Raw genomic sequence first — 24,616 nt, 5'->3', positions numbered from 1 at the left:
CTGAACCGCGCTCCCCAGGTGGCAGGCTGGGTGCATGTGCGGTCGCTTCGTCTCCACCACCGGACCCCAGGACCTCGTCACCCTCTTCGGTGTGACCCGCTGGGATCCGGCCGACACCCTCGACCCCAGCTGGAACACCGCACCCACCGACCGGATCTGGGCGGTCCTGGAAAGGGTGGACCACGACAGCGGCGAACTCGCCCGCCAGCTGCGGCCGCTGCGCTGGGGCCTGGTGCCGTCCTGGGCGAAGGACCCCAGTGTCGGGGCGCGGATGATCAACGCGCGGGCCGAGACCGTCCGCGAGAAGCCCGCCTTCCGCAAGGCCTTCACGACCCGGCGGTGCCTCCTGCCGGCCGACGGCTACTACGAGTGGGTCGCCGTCCCGGCCGCTGAGGGGAAGAAGGCGTACAAGCAGCCGTACTTCATCGCGCCGGCCGACAGCGGCCTGATGGCGATGGCGGGGCTGTACGAGTTCTGGCGCGACCCCACCCGCCCCGACGACGACCCCCTCGCCTGGCTGACCAGCACCACGATCATCACCACCCAGGCCACCGACGACGCCGGACGCATCCACGACCGCATGCCGCTCGTCATCGACACCACGGACTTCGACGCCTGGCTCGACCCCGACCTCACCGACCCCGCCCAGCTCCGCCGGCTCCTCCACACCCCCGCCGACGGCCACCTCACCGTCCGTCCGGTCTCGACCGCCGTCAACAGCGTCCGCAACAACGGCCCGGCACTGCTGACGGAGGATCCCGACGCGCCACCTCTGACCTGACGCACCCGCTGGCGGACCCGGCCGTCGTGGACCAGCACGGCACGGACCCGCCCCCGGGCAGGCGCTGCGCCCGTCACCCTGTCGGAGTGCCGCACAAAGTCAGGGCCGGCGGTGAGCGCCACGGGCACCCGGCCGTGCCCGTCCGGCTCCTGTCGCGACGCTGGATCACGCTTCGCCGGTCAGGGAAGGTGGTGACCGAGCGCGTCCTCGATCCATCGAAACGTCCATGGGCTGCGGCCCCTCGGCCGCAGCCCATGGACGTCGAGACCATCACTGCTCCGGCCTTCCGGAGAAGGCTTGATCAGTCCTCGTAGTCCCCGTGGTCGTGGTCACCCTCGTGGTCGCCCTCGTGGCCACCCTCGTAGCCGCCCTCGTGGCCGCCGTAGCCGCCCTCGCGGTCGCCCTCATGGTCTCGGCCCACCCGGAAGCTGGCCACCACTCCGTCCTTGACGAAGACATCGCCGACGCAGTGCGGCTCTACGCCGTCGGCGGAGCTGTGGGGCCCGACGGTGGCGATCGGAGCGCCGTTGTCACAGACCGCCCCGTTGAAGACCTCGATGGTCCTGTGGCTGTCGTTGCGGATGTTCAGGCTTCTGGCACCGAGGCCGCTGACCACGGTGACGCAGTCGCCCGCGCGGGAGGAGTACGACCGCTCGTTGATGTGGACCCAGCCCTCCTCGTGGTGCCTCCGGTGGCGGTGCTCACCGCCGCCCTCGTTGCCCTTGCCCTCGTTGCCCTTCCCGTCGTTGCCGAAGGGCGCCAGTGCGAACGGCTCCTGTGCAGGAGTGGCCGCCTGCTGGACGACCGGGGCGGCCTGGGCCGCCTGGGTCATCGGCTGGGAGGCAGCCGAGGAGTAGGTGAGGCCGGTCACGGCCAGGGCCGCGGCAGCGCCGACGGCCGCGGTGATGGCGGTGGCTCGGGTGATCTCCATGGAACTTCTCCTGTCTCTGTCGGCTGGGACCGCCGACCCGTGACTTGAACGTACTGAGGGCGGTCATATCGGGCATATCGAAGGACTGGCGCCGGGGAGCCGAACGGGGCATCAGAGCAGGTTCCGGTTTTTCTGATGAATTGTCAGATTTGTACGACCATAGGCACATTGACGGAGCATTGACCCGTCCAGGTGATTGCTGACGCCCACTCATCCTTTCGGCAGCGGGCGCCTGCCGACGGATGAGGTGAGTCGCCATCAGGGGACGGCACGCCCCGGCCTCGACGGGTCGGGGACGGGGCACCGTGCGCTGTCTTCGGCGTCCCGATGCGCCTCCGGCCAGGAGAGCCACCGTCAGCACACGAACATCCGGCTCAATGCCTCCCGCACCGCAACCTCGGCGAGTGTCGCTCCGCCGGTGAGCAGAGGCGGGCGCGCGGGCGGCCCCGCGTCATCCTCGAGGCCGCCCGCCCCGGGGCGGCCCGGGGCGGGCGCCGAGCAGACGGCCACTCGGCTCGCGCCCTGCGCACGCTACCGGGATGCCACCGTGACCGGGTCGTCGGACCTCACCGTCCCGGGCTCCAGCACGGTGAGGTGGAGGCCGACGCAGGCCAGCCTGCCCAGCGTGAGCACCGGGACCCGGTGCTCACGCACGACGGTGCGCATCAGGGCCGGGTCGGCGGGCAGCGCACCGTGGGCCAGGGTGGGCACGACGCAGCGGGGGGTCGGCACCTGGCTCTGGAACAGCGCCTCGCCGACCCGCAGCCGGGCGCCCTGCCAGCCGTCTTCGGGGTAGCCGGGGGTCCTGCCGGTGTCGAGCACCAGGTTGGGGCGGAACCGGCACGGGTCGAGGTCGCCCGCCGGATGGCGCCGGCGCAGCCGGTCCAGGGTGCCGGTGGTGACCAGGCGCACCATGCCGAAGTCGATGAACGTGCCGGCGGCGGTGCGGCCCGAGGTGATCGAGGCGCCGGTGGCGTCGGTGACGGCCGTCGGGGCCAGGGCCTCGGGCAGGCCGCCCTCGTAGTCCGGTAGCTGACGCCCCAGCAGGCCGTACCCCGGCGGCTCGTCGCTGAGCGTGACGGGGCGGCCGAGCAGGGCCGACAGCCCTCGGTCCAGCTCCGGTGCCCCGGCGGCCAGGAGTGCCGGGTCCGGTTCGGCGGTGACGTCCGGCCGTACCCCGGTGCCCTCCCAGCGGCCCCGGTGCGCAGATCGGTGATCACCGCGCCCGCGACACCGCCCCGGAGCTGATCGAGCACCCGTTCCCGCTCGGCGGCATCGTCACCGCGGTCGGCGACGGCACCTGGTACGCCGTCGCCGACCGTGCCACCTCGCGGGCTCGAGGGATTGACCGACGGCACGCCGGTTCCCGCGGTTCCGACCGTCAGGGGTTGATCCCGTCGAACTGGAGTACCCGGTAGGGCTGCTGGTTCGGCGGGTTCCACTGGGAGACGATCAGAGTGAGCGAGGTGGCGCTCGCGCTGCCGGGGTGGATGTAGCCGCCGTAGAGGTTGGGGGCCTGCGGCTTGCCCCAGTGGCTGGGCGGCAGCAGGTTGTTGCCGACGATCTGCGGGGTGGGCGCGGACCAGACGGCGTCGGGCCGCGGGGCGGTGCGGGTGCAGATCGAGTAGTCGGTCACGTCGAAGTAGCTCATGCAGTAGCTACCGCCGATCAACTTCACCGAGAACTCGCCGATGTTGTTGCCGGACAGGATCACCGATGGCGGTGCCGCGGTGGTCCACTGCCAGGAGCCGCTCAGGTAGGCCCAGTTCTGCTGCGCGCCGAAGTTCCCGGCCCGCAAGTCGTTCGGCTGGATCCGGAACAGCTGGATGGCGCCACCGTCCGCCGTGTTCTGGTGGCTGCCGTTCCAGCGCTTGGAGAAGACGTAGAGCCAGCCGTCCGGATCGATGCCGGCGAACGACCACATGCCGTACAGCGACTGGTTGACGCCCTGCAGGTCGCCGGCCCAGTGGTAGGGGTAGTCGGTCCAGGTCACGCCGTAGTCGTCGGAGTAGGCGACACCCGACATCAGCGAGCCGTCGTGGCCGGCGGGCAACGGATTGTCCTTGGTGGGCCACTGGGCCACCGAGGTGTACTGGATGTACGTGCGGCCGCCGAACTCGACGCAGTCGTTGGGGATCCGGCTCACCTCGACGCCGAACCCGTTGTTCGCGTTGTGCTGGTAGTTGAAGAGCTGGGCGGCCTGGCCGCTGGTGGGCATGGCCCAGGTGAACGAGATCGGCGTGCCTCCGGACGCGTCGAAGCTCGCCTGGTTGAGCATCACGGGGGAACCCAGGTAGCCGTTCGGGTCCTGGGTGGCGGTCCGCCACGAGTCGCCGAAGACGTAGCCCCAACTGTTGTCGTGCGCCCGGTAGTACGGGATGCCGAGGTCGCCGCAGCCGAGCCCCTGCTGGCTCGCCGAGTCGCCGGGGTTCTGGCACAGCGCGGTGCCGCTCTGCAGCAGCGGGCGGGCGGTGACGCTCGCGGCCGCGGCGGCCGGCACGGTGCCGAGGGCACCGGCGGCCCCGGCGAGCGTGCCGACGCCCACGGCCAAGCCGGCCCCGGCCTTGAGGACCGAGCGACGGGAGGCCACGGGAGTACGGCCACCCGGGGTGGGTGGGGTGGGTGGGGTGGACGGCGCGGGGCTGGAATCGGACATGTCGTGACCCTCCACGGTGTCGGGGAGTCGGGCATGGCGGACCACGCCCGACGACCTCGACCCACCCTAGCCAGGTACACATCAACTCGTGGTGGATTGTTCGAGTTCGACCGGACCTGGTTGACCGAGGCCGAACGTGACCGGTGTGGCGGGCGTGGTCCGCGCTGACGCCGGCCCAGCGGATTCTGGATCGGGGGTGCTGGGTCAGCCACTTCCGGCGCGGACGGCGGTGACCGCCACCGTGGAGTAGCGCATGGTGAAGCTTCCGCCGGCCGCGTCCACGGCCGCGCCGATGCCGGCCAGCACCTCCGCCAGGGCGGACTGTCGGACTTGGGCGAGGGCACCGCTGGTCGGCAGCAGGTCCAGCCACTCGTCCCGGGTGTACGGGTGCTCCCACTCGAAGCGCCACGCCTCGGGCGGGCCGAAGGCGGCGGCGGCCCGGATCCCGTCCTCGGCCCGGGCGCTCAGGCCCGTGTAGGCGTCCGGCCCCGGCGCCGCCGGGCGCTGGGCGAGCAGCGAGTCGGGGATCACCCGTCGGTAGACGGTGGCGAAGGCCTCGGCCAACTCGGTCGGCGGTTGGTCGATGTTCCAGAACGCGGCCAACCGGCCGTGGGGGCGCAGCACCTCGGCGGCCTTCGCGGCGCCCGCGACCGGGTCGACCCAGTGCCAGGCCTGGGCGGCGATCACCGCGTCGAAAGTCCGGCCGGCCGACTTCCAGTGCTCGAAGGCGGAGACCTCGACGTCCACGCCGTGCTCGCGCGCCCAGTCGGCCATGCGCTCGTCGACCTCGACGCCGAATACCGTGCAGCCGGCCGCCTGGAACTGGCGGGCGGCGATCCCGGTGCCGCAGCCGATATCGAGGACCTCGGCACCCGGGTGGTCGGTGATGATCGCCGCGATGAGCTCCTGCGGGTAGCCGGGGCGGGCGCGGTCGTAGCGCCCGGGGTCGGCGCCGAACGACTCGGCCATTTCCCGGGCTTGATGGGATGCGCGCCGGCTGAGCGGAGAGCGCTCGGGCGGTAGAGTGGGCATGTGCCCACTATGAGTGGGCACATGCCCACTCGTCAATGAGCCGGGCCCGACCAGGAGAGGTGGAGGCGCACTGTGCCGACCGGAGTGGCGCTGCGCGACGTACGGGCGCAACTGTTCGCCGCGGCCGAGCGGATCCTGCGGCGGGACGGACCCAGCGGGCTCACCAGCCGCGCGGTCACCGCGGAGGCGGGCTGCGCCAAGGGGGTGCTGCACCGGCACTTCGAGGACTTCGACGGCTTCCTGGTCGAACTGGTGCTGGACCGGATCGCCCGGATCGATCACCAGACGGCCACGCTCCGGGTGGCGGCCGGCACCGGCAGCGTGCTGGAGAACCTGGCGGACGCGCTGACCGAGTTCTTCGGCCCGGTCGCGGTGGCGATCGTCGCCCTGGTCACCTTCCGCGACGACCTCCGCGCCCGGCTGCGGCAGAGCCGCCCGCGCGGCGTCCCGCTGCTGACCGAGGCCACCGCCATGGTCTCCGGCTACCTCGCCGCCGAACGCGAGCTCGGCCGGATCGCCCCCACTGCCGACCCGGCGACCCTCGCCCCCACCCTGATCGGCGCCGGCCACCTCCTCTTCGCCGACCGCACCAGCACCCCACCGACACCCGACGACGTCCAGCGCGTGGTGGCGGCGGCCCTCGCCGGCGTACTGCGGGAGGGGTAGCGGTGGGGCCGGCGCGGTGGTGGTGCGGTCGCGAGCAGGTCGCGCCCGCCGGCTGCGTCACCTCCCCCGGTCGGCTACGTTGGTAAAGCACCTGGCCACAGGGGGACAACAAGCCGTAACCCACCGGGATGCTCCATGACCGGCCTGACCGTCATCCTGCTGCTCGTGGTCCTGGCCACGGCCGTGGCGACCGGTGCCCGGCGCTGGAGCCTGCCCGCTCCCTCGCTCCTCGTGATCGCCGGCCTCCTCGTCGGGCTGATGCCCTGGGTCCCCGAGGTCCGCCTGCCGCCGCACGTCATCAGCGTGCTGGTGCTGCCGCCGCTGCTCTACGCCTCGGCTGGGGAGATCTCCGTCCGCGACCTGCGCAGCGTGTGGCGGCCCGTGACCGGCCTGGTCTTCGGCCTGGTCCTCGCGTCGGCCATCACCGTCGGATACGTCGCGCGAGCGATCACCCCCCTCACCGCCGCGACCGCGTTCATCCTCGGCTCCGTCCTGGCCAGTACCGACCCCGTGGCCGTCACCGCGCTCGGCCGGCGCCTGTCCCTGCCACCGCGCGTGCAGGCCATGGTGCAGGCGGAAAGCCTGTTCAACGACGCCACGTCCCTGGTCCTGTACAAGGTCGCCGTGGCCACCGCGGTCTCCGGCAGCGCCATCACCGTGTCGGGGACCGTCGAGCAGTTCCTGATCCTCTCCGGCGGAGGAGCCCTCATCGGCGCGGCGGTCGCCGCGGTGGTGACACTCATCCGCAGACGGACCGAGGACCCCGTGGTGGAGACCGTCATCGCCCTGATCACCCCCTACTCCTCGTACGTCATCGCGGAACAGTCACACACCTCCGGCGTGACCGCCGTCATCGTCGCCGGGGTCGTCCTCGGCAGCACCGGCCACAGGCTCAGCAACGCCCCCATCCGCCTCCAGATCCACGCCGTCTACGACACCGTGACCTTCGTACTGGAGAGCGTCGTCTTCGCCCTCATCGGCCTCGAACTCCCCTCCGCCATCCGCCACCTCGCACACGACGAGCGCGGCTGGCCGCTGTGGGTGCCACTGATCGCCTTCACCGTGCTGGCGATCCGGCTGCTGTGGATCTTCCCGCTGTCCGCCCTCATCCACCGCCGGCACAGGGAGGGCGACAGTCGCCTCTCCTGGCGGGTACCGGCCGTCCTGTCCTGGGCGGGCACCCGAGGCGTCATGCCGCTGGCCGCCGCGCTCTCCATCCCCCTGGCCACCAACACAGGGGCACCACTGCCCCATCGAGCGCTCATCCTCATGCTGACCACCGGGACCATCGCGCTCACCGTGATCTTCCAGGGCTTCACCCTCGCCCCCGTCGTCCGCCGCTCGGGCATCGCCCTCGAGCCGGAACACACCGCCCGCGAGGAATCCCAAACCCGCCGGCACATCGCCCACACCGCTCTCGAAGAGCTCAAACAGCTCGGTGACCTGGATCAACTCTCCGATCTGGGCGCCGCCGCCGAAGCCGCCCTGACACAGGCCCGCCGCCACCTGGAAGCCCGCATCCAGCAAACCGAGGACGCCCACCACAGCGACCCGGACGCCCGACCCGCCGACGCCTACCGCGAGATACGCCGGACACTCATCGCCATCGAGGCGACCGAACTCCAGCACCTCTACGAAGCGAACAAGATCAGCAATGCCACCCGGCGCCGGATCCAGCGCGAACTCGACCTCGAGGAAGCCAGCCTCCGCGCCCGCGAGTGACCCCCGGCCCCGTCCTCGTTCCGTCGTTTCCCAGGGGTGTGTGCCGTGCCTCGGGCCCACCGGCCGGCGCGACGCCCCGAGTCGCGACGGAATCCTCAGCGGTACCGGCCAGCTCACGCCGGTCGGATCCGATCCCGGTCAGGCCGACCGTGCCACACCGAAGCGGGCGAACTCCGTGCGAACGGCGCATACGATGCCGGCGATCGGGCTGGTTCGCGCGCCCACCGCCTCGCATGGAACCCGCCGCAGGCCGACCGGGCGAGGGCCTGGTGCCCGACCGCCGTCGGGGCGGCCGTGACCGCCGCCTTCCGTCGGGCCGGCCCGAGGGCCGATCGGGTCACGCTCCGCCCTCAGCGCAGGGTGCGGGCCTCGGCCTCGACGTCGTAGTCGTACATCCAGGGCATGCCGAGGATCGGGGCTTTGCCCGCGGCCATGAGTTCAACGTTGAACCGGGAGCCCTGCTGGAACCGGGCCGCACGATCGCGCCGCAGCGTCTGGTAGCGCACCAGGACGTGGGGCACGTCGACGGTACTCACCCCCTCCAGCAGCGTGGCCAGTCCCATCCCGTCCTCGATGGCCTGGTTGGCGCCCTGGCCCATGTACGGCAGCATCGGGTGGGCCGCGTCGCCGAGCAGCGCCAACCGCCCTCGCGTCCACTGCCGCAGGGTTTCCCGGTCGTAGATGCCCCACCGGAAGGTCGCGTCGACCTGCGAGACGACCTCGCCCGCCAGCGGATCCCAGCCGTCTGCGTAGCCGGCGGCCAGCTGCCGCGGGTCGCCCGGTGCCGACCAGGACTCACGCATCTGCTCGTCGGCCATGCTGAATGCCACGAAGTTCAGCAGCTCACCCCTGCGTACGGGGTAGACCAGCAGGTTCCTGGTGCTGTCGCTCCAGAACCGCACGGCGCCGTCGGGCCAGTCGGGCACTCGCTCCGCGGGCATCACGCCACGGTAGGCCGCGAGACCGGAGAACACCGGGTCGCGGGGCTCCACGACATGCTGCTGCAGCACCGAGTGGATGCCGTCGGCGCCGATCACGACATCGCCCTCGGCAGTCTCCCCGTTCTCGAAGGTCACCACGGCACGGTCGTCGTCCTGCGTGAACGCCACACACCGGTGAGCGATGTGCAACGCGTCGCCCGGAAGACTGGAGACCAGCAGGTTCACCATGTCCGCGCGGTACATGCCGAACATGGTGTACCCGTCGGCTCCGCCGAGCGGCAACGAGGACACCTCGGTGCCGTCAGCACGGCAGACGGTGAACCCGGTGAAGTGCGCCCCGAACTGGGTGATCTTGTCGTGGAGCCCGAGCCGCTCGAGCACCCGCAGACTGTTGGGCGCGAGCATGAAGCCCGCCCCGACCTCGCTGAACCGTTGGGCCTGTTCGTACACATCCGCCTGAATGCCCCTGGCCCGCAGCGCCACCGCCGCGGCCAGACCGCCGATGCCACCGCCGACGATCACCACGCGCACTCCGGCCATCGGGACTCCTCGCGCCTTCGCCAAGCTCGGCTACCTACCAGCACATGCTGAGCGACCGCTGCGCGGCAGGGCGCCATTGCGCCGGAGGCAGCATGTCGCCGACCGCGAGGCCCGCACACCGCCCGCCCCCGGCTCGGCTCCCCGCGGGAGGCGGGCCAGAGTCACCGGCACTGCGGCCGGACCGACTCCCCCACGCTTCTGTTGCCCGTTCACCACGACGCCCGCACGGCCCCGCGCCCGGACTCACGGCCTGCCGCCGGGGCATCCCGCCACTTTGACGCCACTCTGGTGTCGCGGGCCAGTCCGCAGCCGCGTCCTGCACCTCCCACCCCCTCCTGGAGTTCTCGATGTCCGAAGCGATCACCTTCTCCCGCTACGGCGGCCCGGACGTGCTCACCCTGACCGAGGTCGACACCCCCGAGCCGGGGTCCGGCCAGGTCCGGATCAAGGTCCGGGCCGTCGGCGTCAACCTGATCGACCTGAAGATCCGTTCCGGGACGATGGCCGACGTCAGACCGGTGGAGTTCCCGGTGCTGCCGGGCTGGGACGTGGCCGGCGTCGTCGACAAGGTCGGCGAGGACGCCACCGCCCTGGTCGGCGACGAGGTCTTCGGGGTGGCCTCCGTCGGCGGCTACAGCGAGTACGCGCTGCTGGAGCAGCCGGTCGCCAAGCCGCGGGAGGTCTCCTTCGAGACCGCGGCCGGCCTGGTGACCGTGGGCGAGACCGCCTACCGCGGCCTGCACCACCTGGGTGCCAAGGCGGGCGACACCCTGCTGATCCACGGCGCGGGCGGCAGCGTCGGCACCATCGCCGTCCAACTGGCCGCCGCCCGGGGCATCACCGTGGTCGGCACCGTCGGGGCGCAGGAGATCGAGCGTGTCTCCGAGCTCGGCGCCACCGCGGTCCCCTACGGCGAGGGCTGGGTGGAACGGGTCAGGACGGCCGCCCCGCAGGGAGTGGACTACGTCCTCGACTGCTCCGGCGCGGGGGTGCTGGCGGACTCCGTCGCCCTGGTCGGCGACGCGGCCCGGGTGATCACCGTCGCCGACACGGCCGCCGCGCAGCACGGAGTGCGTTTCACCGGCGACGATCCGACCGACCGGTTCTGGCAGGCCCTCCCGCAGCTGGCCGAGCTGATCGCCGCCGGCAGGCTCGAGGTCCCGATCGCGGGGACCTACCCGCTGGCCGACGCCGCGCGGGCCCACGCCGACATCGAGGCCCGCCGCGCCCGCGGCAAGGTCATCCTGCTGCCCTGACTCCGGACCACCTCCCCACCCGCGCCGAACGGGCGAGGAGGCTCGAGGGGCCCCGGCGGCCCCGGGGCGGCGCCCACCGGGGCCGCAGCCGACACCCGTACCTCAGCCGAGTGACGCGGTGGCGAGCTTGGCGGCGAATCCGAGGAACAGCGACCCGACGCCGGCGGTCATCGACGCCGCCAGCCGCCTGCGCCGGCGGAACACCGAGGCCAGGCGGTCGCCGCCGAGGATGAGCGCGCTCAGGTAGGCCCGGGAGAAGATCTGCACGATCGCCCCGAGCAGGGCGAACGCCTCGGCCGGGTGGGCGGCGTGCGGATCGACGAACTGGGTGGAGAACGCCAGGAAGAACAGGATCGCCTTCGGGTTGAGCAGGCTGACGATCAGGGCCTTGCGGAAGGGACGTTCGACGCCGGCCTCGGGCCGGGCCACGGCCGGTAGTCCGGTGTGGCGGCTGCGCAGCGCGCGTATCGCCGAGCGCAGCATGCCTGCCCAGGTAGGTGAGGTAGCCGGCGCCGAAATACTTGATCACGTCGAAGGCCGCGGGCGAGCGTGCCAGCAGCGAGGCCGCGCCGAGCGCGGTGACGGTGATCAGCGTCGTGTCGCCGAGGAACACCCCGAAGGCCGCCCGGTAGCCGACCCGCACCCCCTGCGGGCCGCCACCGAGAGCACGTACAGCGAGTTCGGTCCTGGCAGCAGGACGATCAGCAGCGCACCCAGCGCGTACTCGGGGAGGTTGAGGGTGCCGAACATGTCGAGGCCTTTCCGGTCACCGTCTTCTTGATCACCAAGTGTCACAGTGGCCCGGCGAAACCTGAAGGGGTGATCACGGGCGTTCCGGCCGCATCGCCGAAAGAAGCCACGGCGCGTGGCCGGGTTCCGCCCCGGTCAGCCGAGGAACGGCTCGAGGCCGAAGCGGCCCCACACCACGAAAACGGCCAGGACGACATAGACCAGGTCCACCGCCATGAGCTTGATCTCGTGACGCCGGATTCGTGTGACCGCCGCGCCAACCATGAGGATCACCAGACCGAGGGCCGCCAGCGGCACCAGTACCGGCGCGATGTCGAGCACGGCAGGCAGGACCAGACCCAGTGCGGCCAGGACCTCGAGCGCGCCGATGGCCTTCACGCTGCCGGCGCTGAAGTCTTCGACCCAACTCGCACTGGGCCCGGCGGCGGCGATCCTCTCCTTCGGCGTGATCACCTTGTAGCCGCCGCCGAGCAGGAAGGCAGCGGCGAGCAACCCGGCGACGATCCATAGAGCGAGGTTCATGACTTGACTCCTTGCAGGGGTGCGGTGCACTTCGGTGGTGCGGGCGGCGTGCCGATCGGGCGGAGCTCCCAGGACCTCGCACCGCGGCACGAGGTCCTGGGAGCTCCGCCCGTGGGCGAAGGGGCGGGAGCGGCAGGACTCCGGCTCACCCGTGCTGGCCGGGCCGGTAGTCGCCGGCGGGCTGGCGGACCATGACGTTCCCGCGGTTGAAGGCGTTGATGAGGGCGATGGTGCACACCAGGGCCGCGAGCTGGTCCTCGTCGTAGTACCTGGCGGCGTTCGCCCAGGCCTCGTCCGTCACCCCGCCGGCCGCGTCGGCGAGGCGGGTGCCCTGCTCCGCCAGCTCCAAGGCGGCGCGCTCGGCGTCGGTGAACACCGTGGCCTCCCGCCAGGCGGCGACCAGGTTGAGGCGTGTGGAGGTCTCCCCGGCGTGCGCGGCGTCCTTGGTGTGCATGTCGACGCAGAAGCCGCAGCCGTTGATCTGACTGGCGCGCAGCTTCACCAGTTCCCGCGTCGCGACCGGCAGGGTCGACTCCGCGAGCACCTTGCCCGCCGCGACGAGGTGCTTGCCGAACGTGGCCGTGACCCGGTTGGTGAGGACGTTCAGTCGGGCTTCCACCGTGCGCTCCTTGTCGTTGTCCGCTGGTGCCCTCTAAGACAGGGCACCCCGGCAGGCTGTGACAGGAGTGGATGTGACGTGCGTCTCCCCGCCGGGTTCCGACAACCTGCCGACCGCGGCGGCACGGGCGGGCCCGCCTCGGCTACCCTGCTGAACGCCGTGCGGATCTTCGGAGTTGGCGAGGACCGAGCTCGGCCGGAAGTCGCGGTACGCGGGCTGGAGGGAGGGGTTCCATGCCGGGACCAGCAGGTGTGGCGGACGCGGCCGGCTACCGGCCGCTGCTGTTCTCCATCGCTTACGGGATGACCGGATCCGTGGGCGACGCCGAGGACATCGTCCAGGACGCCTTTCTCGGCCTGACCCGGGCGCACCAGGCGGGGACCGCGATCGCCGACCTGAAGGCGTACCTGACCACGACCGTGACGCGGCTGGGCATCAACCACCTGCGTTCGGCGCGGGTACGGCGGGAGACGTACGTGGGCGACTGGCTGCCCGAGCCGGTCGTCGTCTCCGCCGACCGACCGGGACCGGCCGAGCACGCCGAGCTGACCGACTCGCTGTCGATGGCCTTCCTCGTGCTGCTGGAGGCCCTCTCCCCGGTGGAGCGGGCGGTGTTCATGCTGCGCGAGGCCTTCGGGTACGGCTACCCGGACGTGGCAGGGATCACCGGCAAGTCCGAGGCGAACTGCCGGCAGATCTTCGCCCGCGCCAGGAAGCGCATCGCCTCCGGAGGACGGCCGATCGACGGCGCACCGCCCCCGGCGCGGCGGGCGGAGGGCGAGGAGCTCGCCCGTAGGTTCTTCGAGGCCAGCGCGGGCGGCGACCTGGGCGCACTGCTCGGCATGCTCGCACCCGACGTGGTGTTCCACGGGGACGGCGGCGGCAAGGCACGGGCGATCGGGAAGTCGCTGGCCGACCCGCGGCGCGTCGCACAGCTGCTGGTCGGCGGGTTCCGCCGGATCCGGATGCTCGGCGTCTCCCCCCGGCCGGTCTGGGTCAACGGCCGGCCGGGGGCCGTGATGTACGACGCCGAAGGGCGCGTGGCCAGCGTGCTCGAACTCGACATCGCTGACGGCCTGATCCGGGCGATCCGCTCCGTGTCCAATCCCGACAAGCTCGGCCACATCGGACCGGTGTCCGATGTGGCACGGCTGACGGCGAGGTGACCTGCCCTCACCTCGCCGTCAGTGGCTCCACAGGGGCCCGCACCGCTGGAGCCCGCAGTGGCGACGTGTCGCTGTCTTCACGTTCGCGCGCCTCCGTTCCCGGGGCGCTGGCTGGCGAGTTCCAGGCAACCCGGCCGGTTCCGTCCACCGCATCGTTCAGCCGTCCCCTCGGGGTGGGCGGTGTCGGCATCGCGGAGGACCGGAATCGGCGGCCGCGCGGGCGGCGGGCCGGTTCAGGGTCGGGTGGTGTCCTGCCGCGTCACCAGCTCCAGGAACCGCGTGCCCGCCTCGGTGACGTCGGCCGGGGTCCACTCCAGCGCGGGGGCTCCGATGGTGACCTCGGCCATCGCCAGCCCGGGAGCGGCGTCCCGCCACCGCGCGACGAACCAGGTGCCCTCCTGCTCGGCCAGCGCGAGGTGGGCGGCGTTCAGGGCCTGCGCGGAGTGCGGGAGCCAGAGCTGGAACTCGTTGGTCTGCGGCCGCGCGGGATTGATCCGGGCGCCGGGCAGCGCGCCGAGAGCGGGGGCGAGCGACCTGGCCTGCCGCACGTAGTCGGGCAGCCGGGGCAGGATGGTGTCCAGACCGTACAGCGCGGCAACGGCGGCGGGCCACTGCTGGTAGAGGGTGCCGCCGTGGCGGTGACGCCAGGCACGGGCGTACCCGGCCAGCCCGGCGTCACCGACCAGCGCGGCACCACTGAGCCCGTGCAGGTCCTTGTAGAAGGACACGTACGTGCTGTCGGCCAGACCCGCGATGGCGTCGAGTGGCTTGCCGAAGTGTTCTGTCGTGCTCCACAGCCGGGCACCGTCGACGTGCACCCGCGCGCCGGTCGCCCGCGCGGCCGCGGCCAGCTCGGCCAGCTCGTCCCAGGTCGGCAGCAGGTAACCGGCGTCCCGCAACGGGAGTTCGACCGTCAGTGTGCCGAACGGCTCGCCCAGGGAGGCGAGTTCGGCGGGTGTGGGGATGCGGTGCTCGGTGGTGGGCCACAGACCGCGCAGGCCGGTCAGCTGGTTGTAGGCCTGCCGCTCGTGGACCTCCAGGTGACTGAGCGGATGCAGGGCCACCGCATGGCGGCCGGTCAGCTCGGCGCCGTAGCGCAGCGCGACCTGCTGGGCCATCGTGCCGGTCGGGAAGAAGACCGCCTCCTCGGCGCCGAGCAGACCGGCGACCCGTTCCTCCAGCCCGCGCACCGGGCCGTCCGTGCCGTAGACGTCGGGCCGGACGTCCAAGCCGTCCAGGTCGGCGAGTTGGGCCAGTCGCTCACGCATGGTGGCCATCCGCTCGCCGGAGAGCAGGCGGTGGCTGGTACGGCTGGCGGCGAACCGTCGCTCCGCCGTGGTCCGGGAGTTGTCCATCCGGCGATTCTCGGCGGACCGCTCCGCTGTGGCCAACCGGTTTTCGGAGCGACGGTCTGGACGCCGTCGGCGGGCGCACCCAGGCGAGGGGCGGGCCTGCGCGCCGTCCGCGACGGCGGCACCGCGCCACCCGCTGCCGAGCGGGCCGTGGTCAGCGGCTGGACGGGCGGATTCCCGGCCGTGGAAGGGGGAGCAGGGCGGGGACGCGGGCGCGGTAGGCGGCGTAGGAGGCGCCGAACCGGTGGGCCATCAGGTCGTCCTCGATGCGCACGCGGCGCAGCAGCCAGGGGACGGCGGTGATCAGGAAGATGGGCCAGACGCCGAAGCCGCAGGCGAGCATGCCACCGGTGATCAGGCCGAGGAAGCCGGTGTAGATGGGATGGCGGACCAGCCGGTAGGGGCCGTCGGTGCGCAGTTCGTGGTACTCGTGCACGAGGGGGACGCTGGACCACATGGTGCCCAGGGTCCAGCGGGCCCAGAGCAGGAGGACGGTGGAGGCGAGGACGAGTACGGCGCCCAGCACGGCGAGGACCGGCTGCCAGTACACGAAGTGGTGCCAGAAGGACGCGGGGGTACGGCGGAGAAGTTCGACGAACGCGCTGGCGCCCAGGGCCAGGGCGACCCGGGGCAGCAGAATGCGGCGTGGGGCGGGCCCCCGGCCGAAGGTCCCCGAGCCGCGCTTCGCACCGAAGTAGACCGCTCCGGCGATCCAGGCGACGACGAACACGAACACACAGACCTCGGTGAGGATGACGAGCGCGGAACGCAGAGTGCCCATGGCTCAAGGCTGCTCCCCCACCGGGCAAAAAGCGCCCGCGCCGCCTCCCGATCGGACGCCCGGTACCCACGTGCCCGGCGGGCGGTGAGCCGGCACGCAAGAGGCTCAGGGCGTTGATCTCCGGGAGGGGGAATGACCTCCTGGCCACGGTGGCGGGCACCGAGTCGAGGTCTGGTGCGGGCTCACGGCGTGTCACACAGGAGCGGCGCGATACGAAGCGGCGCCCGCCGCGCTACCGTCCCGCTACCGGAATTCGACCCGGCGCTACTCCACCGATACTCCGAAAAAGAAGAATGGCTGTCCACCGGGACATTCCGGCGGACAGCCATTCTGTTATTTCCGTGGTCGGCGCGGTCTGCTCAGTCGCAGTTGAATCCGCGGGTGCCGGAGACGATGGTCGTCCCCTGCGGATTCTTCATGACGAAGGTCGCCTGGCCGCATCCGCCGCGGGCCTGGTAGACCGGGCCGGCGTATTCCCTGTAATTCCCGTGGTCAGTGGTGCACGGAACGCCGATGTAGTTGGAGCAGAGGGTGATGCCCATGTACTTGGACTCCTGCGAGTAACCGCCCTCGGCGAAGAGGATGCCGCAGGTGGGAGTGTCGGACGAGTACTGACTGCCCGGGCCGCCCTTGCTGTACAGGTACAGGGTGGCCATCGGGACGCCCTTGCTGTCCTTGAACTGCTCCGCGTAGCCGATGTTCGTGTAGCCACCGCAGAGGGTGGCCGCGTGGGCCGCCGCCGGGACGCCGATGACCGAACCGATCGCGATCACTAGCGGCGCGAGCATCTTGAGGATGCGAGTCTTCATTCTATTGTTCCCCGTCTCTGAAGCCGTGTCACCCGGTGGGTGACGGCTTGAGTTTGGCGATGTTGAAACTCGGTGTCAAGTGCGGGAAAAGTTCGAGCGAGTACCGCTATTGTTTCCTCGCCCGGCGGCCGACCGCCGCGGGCGTCGAATTGTCCCGTTCATGGGACCCAAATAGCCCTCAGAGGTATCAGTGCAACACATAGTGAGGGCGGGGCCACCGCCCCGCCGCTCCTCACACCTGCGCCGCAGGCTGTATCCGGTGCTCGCGCTGGCCGGCCTGCTCGCCTCCGTGCTGCCCGGCACGGTGGCGCAGGCCGATTCGCCGTCCACCACCGCGGCCGCCGGCGCGCCCGCCGGCGCGGTGCCCGCCGCCACCGACCGGGTGGCCGCGCCCGACAAGACGCTGGCCAAGGGCTGGCAGACCTCCGCGGACCGCGCGGTCACGGTTTCCGGCGACGGGCAGGGCCTGCACGTGCTGGCCGCCGACAGCAGCCAGGCCTACGCCTGGCGAACGGTGGCCACGCTCGAAGAGCCGGGCTTCGACACCGACCAGTGGATCGGCAACTCCTGCGTGACCGGTTCCGGTCAGCGCGCCGTGGTGGTCTACGCCCCGCGGGAGTTCACCAACGACCAGCAGCTGATGCGGCGCGGCGGCTTCGCCGCGATCGTGGACCTGACCAGTGGCCAGGTCACCAAGCTACCCGAGCAGGTCTCGCTGGCCTACTACGACCCGGGCTGTGGCACCGGCGAGAGCGCGGTACTGAGCCAGAGCGACGACCACGACACCCAGACCCGGCTGCTGACCGTCGACACCACGACCGGCAAGGTCACTCAACAGGTCACCGCGGCCGGGCAGTTCACCTCGCCGGTGCCGGTCGGCGGCAGCATCGTGGCCGCCCAGGCCGGCACGCTCACCAAGTTCGACGCCGCGGGCCACGCCAGCAGCGTGGCCGCCACCACCGGCTCCGCGTTCGACCTGCACCCGGACTCCGCCGGTGGCCTCGACTACCTGGACGCGGCGGACGGCACCACCCGGGTGCACTCGTTGACCGCCGGCAAGCAGACCACCGTCGCCTCCGGCGCGCTGGGCACCGTCCAGCTCCACGCGGGCAGTGACGGCCGGGTGTTCCTCACCGGCAAGCCGCAACTGAAGACCAAGCTGCCCACGGGGATGACGCAGCTCCCGGTCGCCCCGGACGCCACCGTCTCGACGCACGGCGCGCTCGCCGTGGACACGGCCGTCTCCACCGACGTGCTGGCCCACACCCAGAACCCGCTCGCCCCCGAGCCGCGTGGCCAGCAGCCGGCCCAGGTGAAGATCCACACCGAGGTGCCGGCCACCAAGCAGTCGGTGGACTTCAGCGTGGCCCCGAGCCCGGCCAAGGCGGGTGGCACCGACACGCCGTCACCAGCACTGGCCGCGCCCTCCGCCACCGCCCCGGCGCCGTCCGCGGCGGCAGCGCCACGGGCCGCGACGGCACCGCGAAGCGCGGCAACGGCAGCGATTCCCAGCGGCTCGCCGACCTCGACCATCGACGACGATCGGGGCTGCGCGATTCCGCGCAACGACCCGGCGGAGCAGGCGCTGCAGCCCACGCCCAACCAGGTCGAGTGGGCGGCCGACATGGCCGTCCGCGGCGACCTGACCAGCAACTGGCTGAGCCAGGGCGGCTGGCGCAGCGCCGACGGCCTGGGCACGGTCAACCCCCAGGGCATGTTCCCGCTGCCCGCGCTGGCCGGCGGTGGCCGAATCCCCGCCCAGGTCCTGCTCGGCATCATGGCGCAGGAGTCCAACCTCTGGCAGGCCTCCTCGCACGCGGAGCCCGGCGAGACCGGTAACCCGCTGGTCGGCAACTTCTACGGCAGCCTGCCGTACGACCCGAACTACCCCGATCTGGTGTGGCAGATCGACTGGAACACGGTCGACTGCGGTTACGGCATCGGCCAGCAGACCGACGGCATGCACTCCAGCAACTGGCTGCGCACCGGCGACAAGGTGTGGCCGGCCGCCCAGCAGAAGGCCGTCGCACTGGACTACGCCTCCAACATCGCGGTCGCGGCGCAGACGCTGGCCGACAAGTGGAACGAGCTGCACTCGCCCTCGCTGCCGGCACCGATCACGATCAACAACGACGACCCGTCCAAGATCGAGAACTGGTTCGCCGCGGCCTGGGACTACAACGAGGGCTTCAACTCCTACAGCGCCACCGGCCCTTGGGGGCTGGGCTGGGGCAACAACCCGGCCAACCCGATCTACGACCAGAACCGGCTGCCGTTCCTCGACAACAACCACTACGCGGACGCCGCCAGCCCGCAGAAGTGGCCGTACGAGGAGAAGGTGCTCGGCTGGGCCGCCTGGCCGATCAACACCGGGCTCTCGTTCGACGACACCGGCAAGCCCAACAACGGCAACACAGCGGGCTACTCGGCCGCGTGGTGGATCAACTCGGCGGACCGGGAGACCGTGAAGCCCCCGCTGTCGGCGTTCTGCAACAGCACCAACGGGTGCGACTCGACCAATCCGCCGAAGTGCACCGTGCTGAGCTGCTTCCAGGGCCTGTGGTACACCAAGGCGGTCACCTGGAAGGACTGCAGCACCGACTGCGGCAACGAGTACCTCACGTACAAGACCCTGCGGGTCGAACCGGGCAACGGCAGCATCGACCCGCCGGACTGCGGCAGCTCGGGTCTGCCCAGCGGCTCCCTGATCATCGACTCGGTGAGCGGCGCCGTACCGCCGATGGCAGGGCCCTGCACGAAGTGGTGGACCGACTCCGGCACGCTCGGCTTCAGCTTCCTGGCCGACTCGTCCAACCACTACGAGGCCAAGGAGGACCTGCACCAGATCGGCGGCGGCTTCGGCGCGCACTTCTGGTTCGCGCACACGCGCAACGATGACCACAACGGCGCCTGGATGCAGGTGAGCGGCGCCTACAAGCTCAACAGGAGCATCAACGCCTGGACCAGGGTGATGGTGCACGTGCCCGACACCGGTGCCACCACCGGCCAGGCGACCTACACCGTCCACCTGGGCAACGGCACGGTGGAGTCCCGCGTGGTCGACCAGCACTGGAACATGAACCGCTGGGTCGACCTCGGGGTGTTCGACTTCGTCCCGGGCTCGGACTTCCAGGGGGCGGTGCTCACCAACACCGCCGAGAACGGCACCGCCGACGACGACATCGCCTGGGACGCCATGGCGTTCAAGCCACTGCCCGCGAAGCCCAAGGACTTCGTGGTCGCGATGGGCGACTCGTACTCCTCGGGCGAGGGGACCGGCACCTACTACACCAACACCGACGTCGACGGCGGCAAGACCTCGGCCGACCTCTGCCACCGCTCGCCGTACTCCTGGTCCCGCCAGTCCACGTTGGCCGACTCCAGCCAGACCATCGGCGCCCGCGCGGACGACCCGAACAACACGGACATGGACTACCAGTTCATCGCCTGTTCGGGAGCCCGCACCCAGAACCTGCTCTCCGTCTACTCTCCCAAGAACGCCTTCGGGCTCGCCGGACAGGACGAGAACGGCGAACTGCCGCAGATGGACCAGGGTTATCTGGACGACAACACCACGCTGGTCACGCTCTCGATCGGGGGCAACGACTCGCGCTTCGTCAGCGTCCTCGAGCAGTGCATCAAGAGCCTGGTCTACGACGACTGCGCCGACACGACGATGGACGGGGACACCTCCTCGCTGGCGACGGCGGAGCCCGCTCTGATCAACGGACCGGTGCGGCAGTCGATCACCGAGGTGCTGAGCGAGATCCATGTGCGGGCACCGAACGCCAAGATCCTCCTGATGGGCTACCCGCCGCTCTTCTCCGCCGTGGGAACCTGCATCCTTCCCAAGATCACCCCAGCCGTGATCGGCGCCTTCGGCATCCCGGGCGTGGGTGGTGTCCTCGGGTCGGTCGCCACGGTCGCCGAGATCCTGGCGAGTCCGCACATCTCCCCCGACGCCGCCTGGATGGACCAGACGGGGACGACGCTCGACGCCTCGATGAAGGCCGCCGCGGCGACGGCGAGTGCGGACGGGATCAACGTCACCTTCTCCGATCCGTCATCGGCCTTCGCCGGCCAGGCCGTCTGCGGGAACCCGCAGACGATCAACGACCTGGTCACGTCGGACTCGCCGGGAGAGAACGGAAAGATCCCCTCCCAACAGTCCTTCCACCCGACCGTCGCGGGGGCGGCCAACTACGCCAAGGCGGCGGACGCCACGCTTCGCACCATGAGGATGTGACGGTAGGAGAGCAGGAGACCGGCGACTGCCGGAGGCCCGCCGCCGCGGCGATCATCAGCCCTCAGGGGCCGATCGCCGCGGCGGTTCCCGTCACCCGCGTCACGCGACCAGGGCCGCCGGCCGGCTGGTGGAAGAAGCCGCCCATCTCCAACTTCCGTGCCACGTCGGGGTGATGCTCGTGACGTGCGCCGACTCGGAGTCTTGACACCTTCAGGCCACGCCGGCTCAGCGGGCCGGTGCCGGCTCGCCCCGCGTTCCCAACGCGCTGCGGTCCAGTAGCAGCAGGGCGAGGTCGTCGGCCTGGCGACGGATCTCCGGGATGGCGGTCGTCTCCAGCAGGTTGCCGCGCCGGAGCGACCCCAGCGTCCACAGCGGTGCCGGCGCCCGGTCGCCCGCGGGGCGCAGCTGGCCGTGGGCGGTGGTGTCGAAACCGCCGCCGACGGGGGCGGGCGTGCCGAGGCCGGCGTCGAGCAGGTCGGTGACCAGGGGGTCGTCGATCCGGGTGAGGTCGGCCTCGGAGCCGGTGCAGTTCAGCACCGCCCCCACCCGCAGCCGGCGGCCGTTGTCCAACCGGACCTCGACGACATCGCCGGGGGTGCCGGTGGGGGTCTCGGCGTCGGCCACGGTGCCCCGGCCGATGCTGACCAGACCCGCGTCCACGGCGGTGCGCAGGGCCCTGGTGCTGACTGGCGGGATCCGGTGGCGGTGGGTCTCCCAGAGCCGGAGGTCCTGGGTCAGCAGCCGAGCCTGGTCGGCGGGTGGAAGCTGTTGCCACAGAGCGCTGGTGACAGGGCGGAGGCTGTCGACCCCCACCCGCCAGTCCCCGTGGACGCGGCGGCAGTGGGCGATCTGGCGCAGCACCGCCCGGCGCAGCCCGACCACTCCCGAGTGGGCGTCGAGCTCCGGGGCGGCCGGGACGACGAGCGGGGTGGTGGCGTGCGGTTGGGGGACCAGGCCGTGCCGCGACAGCGCGTGCACGATTCGTCCGGGGCGCTGCAGGCTGAGCGCCATGTCGACCATGGTCAGGCCGGTGCCGACGAGCAGGACGTCGCGGTCCTCGGGGACCGCGGTCAGGGCACCGGGTGCCCAGGGGTCGGCCAGGAGCATCCCCGAGGCGCGCAGCGCTGGCGGTGCCCAGGCCAGACCGGGCGCGAAGTTGCCCAGGGCCAGCACCGCGGCGTCGACGTCGAGTGTCCGGCCGCCGCGGAGCCGCAGGCTCAGCGGTGCGGCGCCCGACTTCGGCCGGTGGGTGATGCCGACGACGCGGTCGGGCACCCGGACCAGGTCGGGGGTGTCACCGCGGTCGCTCGCCGCTTGAAGGCTCTCGGCGAGGTAGCGGCCGAAGAGGCTCCGGGGCACGAAGTCGTGCTCGCCGCCGCGGTCGCCGAGCCAGCGCACGAAGTGGCCGGGGTCGTCCCGGTGGGCGCTCATCCCGCCGGCCGGGACGTTCAGCAGGTGGTGCGGAGCGTCGGTACCGAACGCCAGTCCCCGGCCCGCGGGTTCGGGGTCGATGAGCCAGATCCGGGCCGGCCCCGGCCGGCCGGTGGCCATGTTGCGGAGTAGGCGCAGCACCGTCAGGGTACCGGCGGCTCCCGCGCCCACCACTGCGATGTCGTGAGAGGTACGGCTGTGGTTCACAGGGAGTGCGTCCTTGTCCAAGCGGCTGCCCGCGACCGGAAGGGGGTTCACTGCTCGCCCTCGGGCGCGCGGTAGATTCGGCGGATGCTGGTGCCCAGCCGGGCGATGTCCGCGCCGTAGACGTGGATCGAGATCGCCTTGGTCGAACAGGAGTTGCGCACCCGGTGGATGTCGCCGGGCGGCGCGAAGGCGGCGATCGCGCCGGTGGGGTTCACCACGTCCTCGGTCGGGATCAACCGGGACGTCCGTCCGTCGGTCATCAGCCGGTAGCGGCGCTCGCGCTCCTGCCCCTCGTGGACACCGGTGACGCACCAGGAGACGTGGTCGTGGATCTGGGTCTGCTGACCGGGCAGCCAGACCAGCGCGACGATCGAGAAGCTGCCGTCCGGCTCGGCGTGCAGCACGTGCTGCCGGTAGCTGTCGGGGTCGCCCTCGCGCTGCTCGGCGGTGAGCAGATCCGCGGTGTCGAGGACGGGGGCGAGTAACTCACCGACCAGATGGGCCGTCAACTCCGGTGGCAGGCCGCGCTGGATGACCTCACGGATCCCGACGACGAGGTCGTCGATCCGCGCCGTGACCCTGGCGACGACTGCGCCGGACGCAGTGGGAGACGTCATACCGCCAACATCGGGCCGACCGTGCTGTCATGTCCAACAATGAATCGTGAGCCCCTTGCCAAGCAGGGCTTATGAATCGGGTGGCGCGCCGCGAGTGGACCGGGGAGCACGGCAGCGGTCACACTCCGTCGCGATGTCGGCACGTCCCGTTGCATAAGCAGAAGTTGGGTCCCGGAGAGCCGGCCGGCATCCTCGGGACAGCGCCAAGTCACGCGCGCCCACCGAGCGGAACTCGGAACTCGCGGCGACGCGGATCAAAGGATGAACTGCTCGACCGCGTTCGCGAAACCCTCCTCCTCGTTGCTCGTCGTGACCCGCCGCGCCGCGCGCTGAACCTCGGGGCTGGCGTTGCCCATCGCGATGGACAGTCCCGAGTGCGCGAACATCAGCACGTCGTTGGGCATGTCGCCGATGGTGGCGATCTGGTCGGAGGAAATCCGGAGCTTGGCGGACCAGTACTTGACGACACCGCCCTTGTTGGCCTGCGGATGGGTCACATCGAGGTAGTAGGGCTGGGAGCGGGCGGCCGAGACACGATCGCCGAACTGCGCGCGAGCCGCGACCGCGGCCGCCTCGACGACCTGGTGGTCATCGCTGACCCCGACGATCTTGGCGACGTCCTGCTCGAGCCCGTCGAAGCCGGGCACGAGCGTGGGCGTGAACTGCACGGTCCAGCTCTCGCGGTCCACGTGCGGCCCCGTCACGTCGCGGACGTACCAGTCAGCGCCCCGGTAGATCCAGACGCTCAGGCCGAACGACTCCATCAGCGCGACGGCCGGGGGCACCACCTCCGCGGGAAGGACCCGCTGCTCGACGACGGTCATGTCCGGCTTGACGATGAGACCGCCGTTGAAGGCGGCGAGTTCGGCGGTCAGCGCGAGCGGCTCGACGAGCATGGACATGCCGCGTGGCGGCCTCCCGCTGGTCACCGCGAAGAGGATGCCAGCGCCGTGGAGCTTGTGGACCGCCTGGACGGCGCGGTCGGTCAGGACCTTGTCATCCGTGACCAGGGTGCCGTCGACGTCGGCAAGGAGCAGGCGGATCGCAGGGGGTGGCATGGCGCCTCCATGAGCTCTGGTCGCGGCCGGCCCGGGCGGGGAGCGGCAACGACAGCGGGCGCGTGCTGCTCCATTATCCCCCGGGGTTCCCTTCGCCGGCCCCGGATCACAGCCGAGCCCTGTGCTGCGGACCCGTCAGGCATCACCCACGGTATTGAGAACGACTGCAAACATATAATGGTTCCAAGCCTTTCCTGGGCCGGACATGGTTGGGGACATCGCGGAGACGATCGACCACGCGGAAACGGGCGGGCGGCGCGAACGCGAGAAGGCCGCCACGGCTACTCCCCAACCGATCACCGACCCCGAGCAGACCACACGCCTCGACGTACGCGGACGCGACCGACTCGGCGACTTCCTCCGCCCACTCCCGGCGGTACGCCACAAGCGACAGGCTCCCGGCGCTCGCTGCCGTGGGGGGGGGGGGGGGGGGGCCCCCACCCCCCCCACCCCCCCCCCCTCCGGCCCCCCTCCCCCCCCCCCCCTCTGGCGTGACGCCACAAGCAACGGCCCCCCGCTACTCTCTGCCGTCG

Annotated in this window: 19 protein-coding genes and 1 pseudogene; 6 read left to right on the top strand and 14 right to left on the bottom strand. The window is 71.4% G+C overall.

Translation table 11 applies throughout. The features are described 5' to 3' along the window. Window positions 1-34: 34 nt before the first annotated feature. Window positions 35-781, top strand: coding sequence for an SOS response-associated peptidase (locus ACZ38L_RS09520; protein WP_465690938.1), 747 nt, complete (start codon window positions 35-37; stop codon window positions 779-781). Window positions 782-1,082: 301 nt separating this feature from the next. On the opposite strand, the gene ACZ38L_RS09515 is transcribed toward ACZ38L_RS09520, so the two are convergent. From ACZ38L_RS09515 to ACZ38L_RS09500, 4 genes are all read right to left on the bottom strand, one after another. Continuing rightward, a complete protein-coding gene (locus tag ACZ38L_RS09515; protein WP_465690936.1) occupies window positions 1,083-1,712 on the bottom strand; it encodes a hypothetical protein in 630 nt (209 codons plus the stop codon). Between the two features lie 531 nt (window positions 1,713-2,243). Further along, on the bottom strand, window positions 2,244-2,627 hold the full coding sequence (locus tag ACZ38L_RS09510) for an MOSC domain-containing protein (protein WP_465690934.1): 384 nt from the start codon (window positions 2,625-2,627) through the stop codon (window positions 2,244-2,246). A gap of 466 nt (window positions 2,628-3,093) precedes the next feature. Further along, window positions 3,094-4,368: a DUF4185 domain-containing protein gene (locus ACZ38L_RS09505; protein WP_465690932.1), complete on the bottom strand. Its 1,275-nt coding sequence runs from the start codon at window positions 4,366-4,368 to the stop codon at window positions 3,094-3,096. Between the two features lie 204 nt (window positions 4,369-4,572). Then, window positions 4,573-5,400 carry a methyltransferase domain-containing protein gene (locus ACZ38L_RS09500; RefSeq protein ID WP_465690930.1) on the bottom strand — a complete coding sequence of 276 codons (828 nt, stop codon included), beginning with the start codon at window positions 5,398-5,400 and terminating at the stop codon, window positions 4,573-4,575. Window positions 5,401-5,472: 72 nt separating this feature from the next. Between ACZ38L_RS09500 and ACZ38L_RS09495 the strand changes: the two genes are divergently transcribed. Continuing rightward, window positions 5,473-6,066, top strand: coding sequence for a TetR/AcrR family transcriptional regulator (locus ACZ38L_RS09495; RefSeq protein WP_465690927.1), 594 nt, complete (start codon window positions 5,473-5,475; stop codon window positions 6,064-6,066). A gap of 135 nt (window positions 6,067-6,201) precedes the next feature. Further along, window positions 6,202-7,788, top strand: coding sequence for a Na+/H+ antiporter (locus tag ACZ38L_RS09490; protein ID WP_465690925.1), 1,587 nt, complete (start codon window positions 6,202-6,204; stop codon window positions 7,786-7,788). Window positions 7,789-8,138: 350 nt separating this feature from the next. Here the strand turns inward: ACZ38L_RS09490 and ACZ38L_RS09485 are convergent, their stop codons facing one another. Further along, window positions 8,139-9,269, bottom strand: a complete 1,131-nt coding sequence (locus ACZ38L_RS09485) for an FAD-dependent monooxygenase (RefSeq protein WP_465690923.1) — start codon at window positions 9,267-9,269, stop codon at window positions 8,139-8,141. A gap of 347 nt (window positions 9,270-9,616) precedes the next feature. On the opposite strand from ACZ38L_RS09485, the gene ACZ38L_RS09480 reads away from it, so the two are divergent. Continuing rightward, window positions 9,617-10,525 carry an NADP-dependent oxidoreductase gene (locus tag ACZ38L_RS09480; RefSeq protein WP_465690920.1) on the top strand — a complete coding sequence of 303 codons (909 nt, stop codon included), beginning with the start codon at window positions 9,617-9,619 and terminating at the stop codon, window positions 10,523-10,525. Window positions 10,526-10,627: 102 nt separating this feature from the next. Here ACZ38L_RS09480 and leuE read toward each other — a convergent pair. From leuE to ACZ38L_RS09465, 3 genes and pseudogenes are all read right to left on the bottom strand, one after another. Further along, window positions 10,628-11,275: pseudogene (gene leuE / locus ACZ38L_RS09475) on the bottom strand (leucine efflux protein LeuE). 135 nt (window positions 11,276-11,410) lie between these two features. Then, window positions 11,411-11,797 (bottom strand): DoxX family protein, encoded by a 387-nt coding sequence (locus tag ACZ38L_RS09470; RefSeq protein WP_465690918.1) that lies wholly within the window; start codon window positions 11,795-11,797, stop codon window positions 11,411-11,413. Window positions 11,798-11,942: 145 nt separating this feature from the next. Continuing rightward, entirely contained in the window at window positions 11,943-12,416 is a 474-nt protein-coding gene (locus ACZ38L_RS09465; RefSeq protein WP_465690916.1) for a carboxymuconolactone decarboxylase family protein, read from the bottom strand. A 233-nt stretch (window positions 12,417-12,649) separates the two neighbouring features. Between ACZ38L_RS09465 and sigJ the strand changes: the two genes are divergently transcribed. Further along, window positions 12,650-13,582 (top strand): RNA polymerase sigma factor SigJ, encoded by a 933-nt coding sequence (gene sigJ, locus ACZ38L_RS09460; RefSeq protein WP_465690914.1) that lies wholly within the window; start codon window positions 12,650-12,652, stop codon window positions 13,580-13,582. Window positions 13,583-13,815: 233 nt separating this feature from the next. On the opposite strand, the gene ACZ38L_RS09455 is transcribed toward sigJ, so the two are convergent. From ACZ38L_RS09455 to ACZ38L_RS09445, 3 genes are all read right to left on the bottom strand, one after another. Then, window positions 13,816-14,937 carry a threonine aldolase family protein gene (locus tag ACZ38L_RS09455; protein ID WP_465690912.1) on the bottom strand — a complete coding sequence of 374 codons (1,122 nt, stop codon included), beginning with the start codon at window positions 14,935-14,937 and terminating at the stop codon, window positions 13,816-13,818. 151 nt (window positions 14,938-15,088) lie between these two features. Continuing rightward, complete coding sequence (locus ACZ38L_RS09450; protein WP_465690910.1) at window positions 15,089-15,715, bottom strand: methyltransferase family protein; 627 nt, start codon at window positions 15,713-15,715, stop codon at window positions 15,089-15,091. 359 nt (window positions 15,716-16,074) lie between these two features. Beyond that, window positions 16,075-16,524 carry a hypothetical protein gene (locus ACZ38L_RS09445; protein ID WP_465690908.1) on the bottom strand — a complete coding sequence of 150 codons (450 nt, stop codon included), beginning with the start codon at window positions 16,522-16,524 and terminating at the stop codon, window positions 16,075-16,077. A 259-nt stretch (window positions 16,525-16,783) separates the two neighbouring features. On the opposite strand from ACZ38L_RS09445, the gene ACZ38L_RS09440 reads away from it, so the two are divergent. Continuing rightward, window positions 16,784-20,770, top strand: coding sequence for an SGNH/GDSL hydrolase family protein (locus ACZ38L_RS09440; RefSeq protein WP_465690906.1), 3,987 nt, complete (start codon window positions 16,784-16,786; stop codon window positions 20,768-20,770). 225 nt (window positions 20,771-20,995) lie between these two features. Here the strand turns inward: ACZ38L_RS09440 and ACZ38L_RS09435 are convergent, their stop codons facing one another. The 3 genes from ACZ38L_RS09435 to ACZ38L_RS09425 all read right to left on the bottom strand — a co-directional run bounded on the left by ACZ38L_RS09435 (window position 20,996) and on the right by ACZ38L_RS09425 (window position 24,083). After that, complete coding sequence (locus ACZ38L_RS09435; RefSeq protein WP_465690904.1) at window positions 20,996-22,408, bottom strand: FAD/NAD(P)-binding protein; 1,413 nt, start codon at window positions 22,406-22,408, stop codon at window positions 20,996-20,998. Between the two features lie 47 nt (window positions 22,409-22,455). Further along, window positions 22,456-23,025 (bottom strand): cysteine dioxygenase family protein, encoded by a 570-nt coding sequence (locus tag ACZ38L_RS09430; protein WP_465690902.1) that lies wholly within the window; start codon window positions 23,023-23,025, stop codon window positions 22,456-22,458. A gap of 254 nt (window positions 23,026-23,279) precedes the next feature. After that, complete coding sequence (locus ACZ38L_RS09425) at window positions 23,280-24,083, bottom strand: Cof-type HAD-IIB family hydrolase (protein ID WP_465690900.1); 804 nt, start codon at window positions 24,081-24,083, stop codon at window positions 23,280-23,282. Window positions 24,084-24,616: the final 533 nt, after the last annotated feature.

Source organism: Kitasatospora sp. NPDC024654, from assembly GCF_055559155.1.
Note: the sequence above shows the minus strand (reverse complement) of the source record. Positions and strands in the feature narration are given on the sequence as shown.

What these genes read in the sequence shown, in the direction of transcription:
- ACZ38L_RS09430 (WP_465690902.1), bottom strand. Translation starts at nt 23,025, where the DNA reads ATGACGTCTCCCACTGCGTCCGGCGCAGTCGTCGCCAGGGTCACGGCG.
- ACZ38L_RS09515 (WP_465690936.1), bottom strand. Translation starts at nt 1,712, where the DNA reads ATGGAGATCACCCGAGCCACCGCCATCACCGCGGCCGTCGGCGCTGCC.
- ACZ38L_RS09500 (WP_465690930.1), bottom strand. Translation starts at nt 5,400, where the DNA reads ATGCCCACTCTACCGCCCGAGCGCTCTCCGCTCAGCCGGCGCGCATCC.
- ACZ38L_RS09455 (WP_465690912.1), bottom strand. Translation starts at nt 14,937, where the DNA reads ATGGACAACTCCCGGACCACGGCGGAGCGACGGTTCGCCGCCAGCCGT.
- ACZ38L_RS09510 (WP_465690934.1), bottom strand. Translation starts at nt 2,627, where the DNA reads ATGGTGCGCCTGGTCACCACCGGCACCCTGGACCGGCTGCGCCGGCGC.
- ACZ38L_RS09490 (WP_465690925.1), top strand. Translation starts at nt 6,202, where the DNA reads ATGACCGGCCTGACCGTCATCCTGCTGCTCGTGGTCCTGGCCACGGCC.
- ACZ38L_RS09445 (WP_465690908.1), bottom strand. Translation starts at nt 16,524, where the DNA reads ATGAAGACTCGCATCCTCAAGATGCTCGCGCCGCTAGTGATCGCGATC.
- ACZ38L_RS09425 (WP_465690900.1), bottom strand. Translation starts at nt 24,083, where the DNA reads ATGCCACCCCCTGCGATCCGCCTGCTCCTTGCCGACGTCGACGGCACC.
- ACZ38L_RS09505 (WP_465690932.1), bottom strand. Translation starts at nt 4,368, where the DNA reads ATGTCCGATTCCAGCCCCGCGCCGTCCACCCCACCCACCCCACCCACC.
- ACZ38L_RS09485 (WP_465690923.1), bottom strand. Translation starts at nt 9,269, where the DNA reads ATGGCCGGAGTGCGCGTGGTGATCGTCGGCGGTGGCATCGGCGGTCTG.
- ACZ38L_RS09480 (WP_465690920.1), top strand. Translation starts at nt 9,617, where the DNA reads ATGTCCGAAGCGATCACCTTCTCCCGCTACGGCGGCCCGGACGTGCTC.
- sigJ (WP_465690914.1), top strand. Translation starts at nt 12,650, where the DNA reads ATGCCGGGACCAGCAGGTGTGGCGGACGCGGCCGGCTACCGGCCGCTG.
- ACZ38L_RS09520 (WP_465690938.1), top strand. Translation starts at nt 35, where the DNA reads ATGTGCGGTCGCTTCGTCTCCACCACCGGACCCCAGGACCTCGTCACC.
- ACZ38L_RS09470 (WP_465690918.1), bottom strand. Translation starts at nt 11,797, where the DNA reads ATGAACCTCGCTCTATGGATCGTCGCCGGGTTGCTCGCCGCTGCCTTC.
- ACZ38L_RS09450 (WP_465690910.1), bottom strand. Translation starts at nt 15,715, where the DNA reads ATGGGCACTCTGCGTTCCGCGCTCGTCATCCTCACCGAGGTCTGTGTG.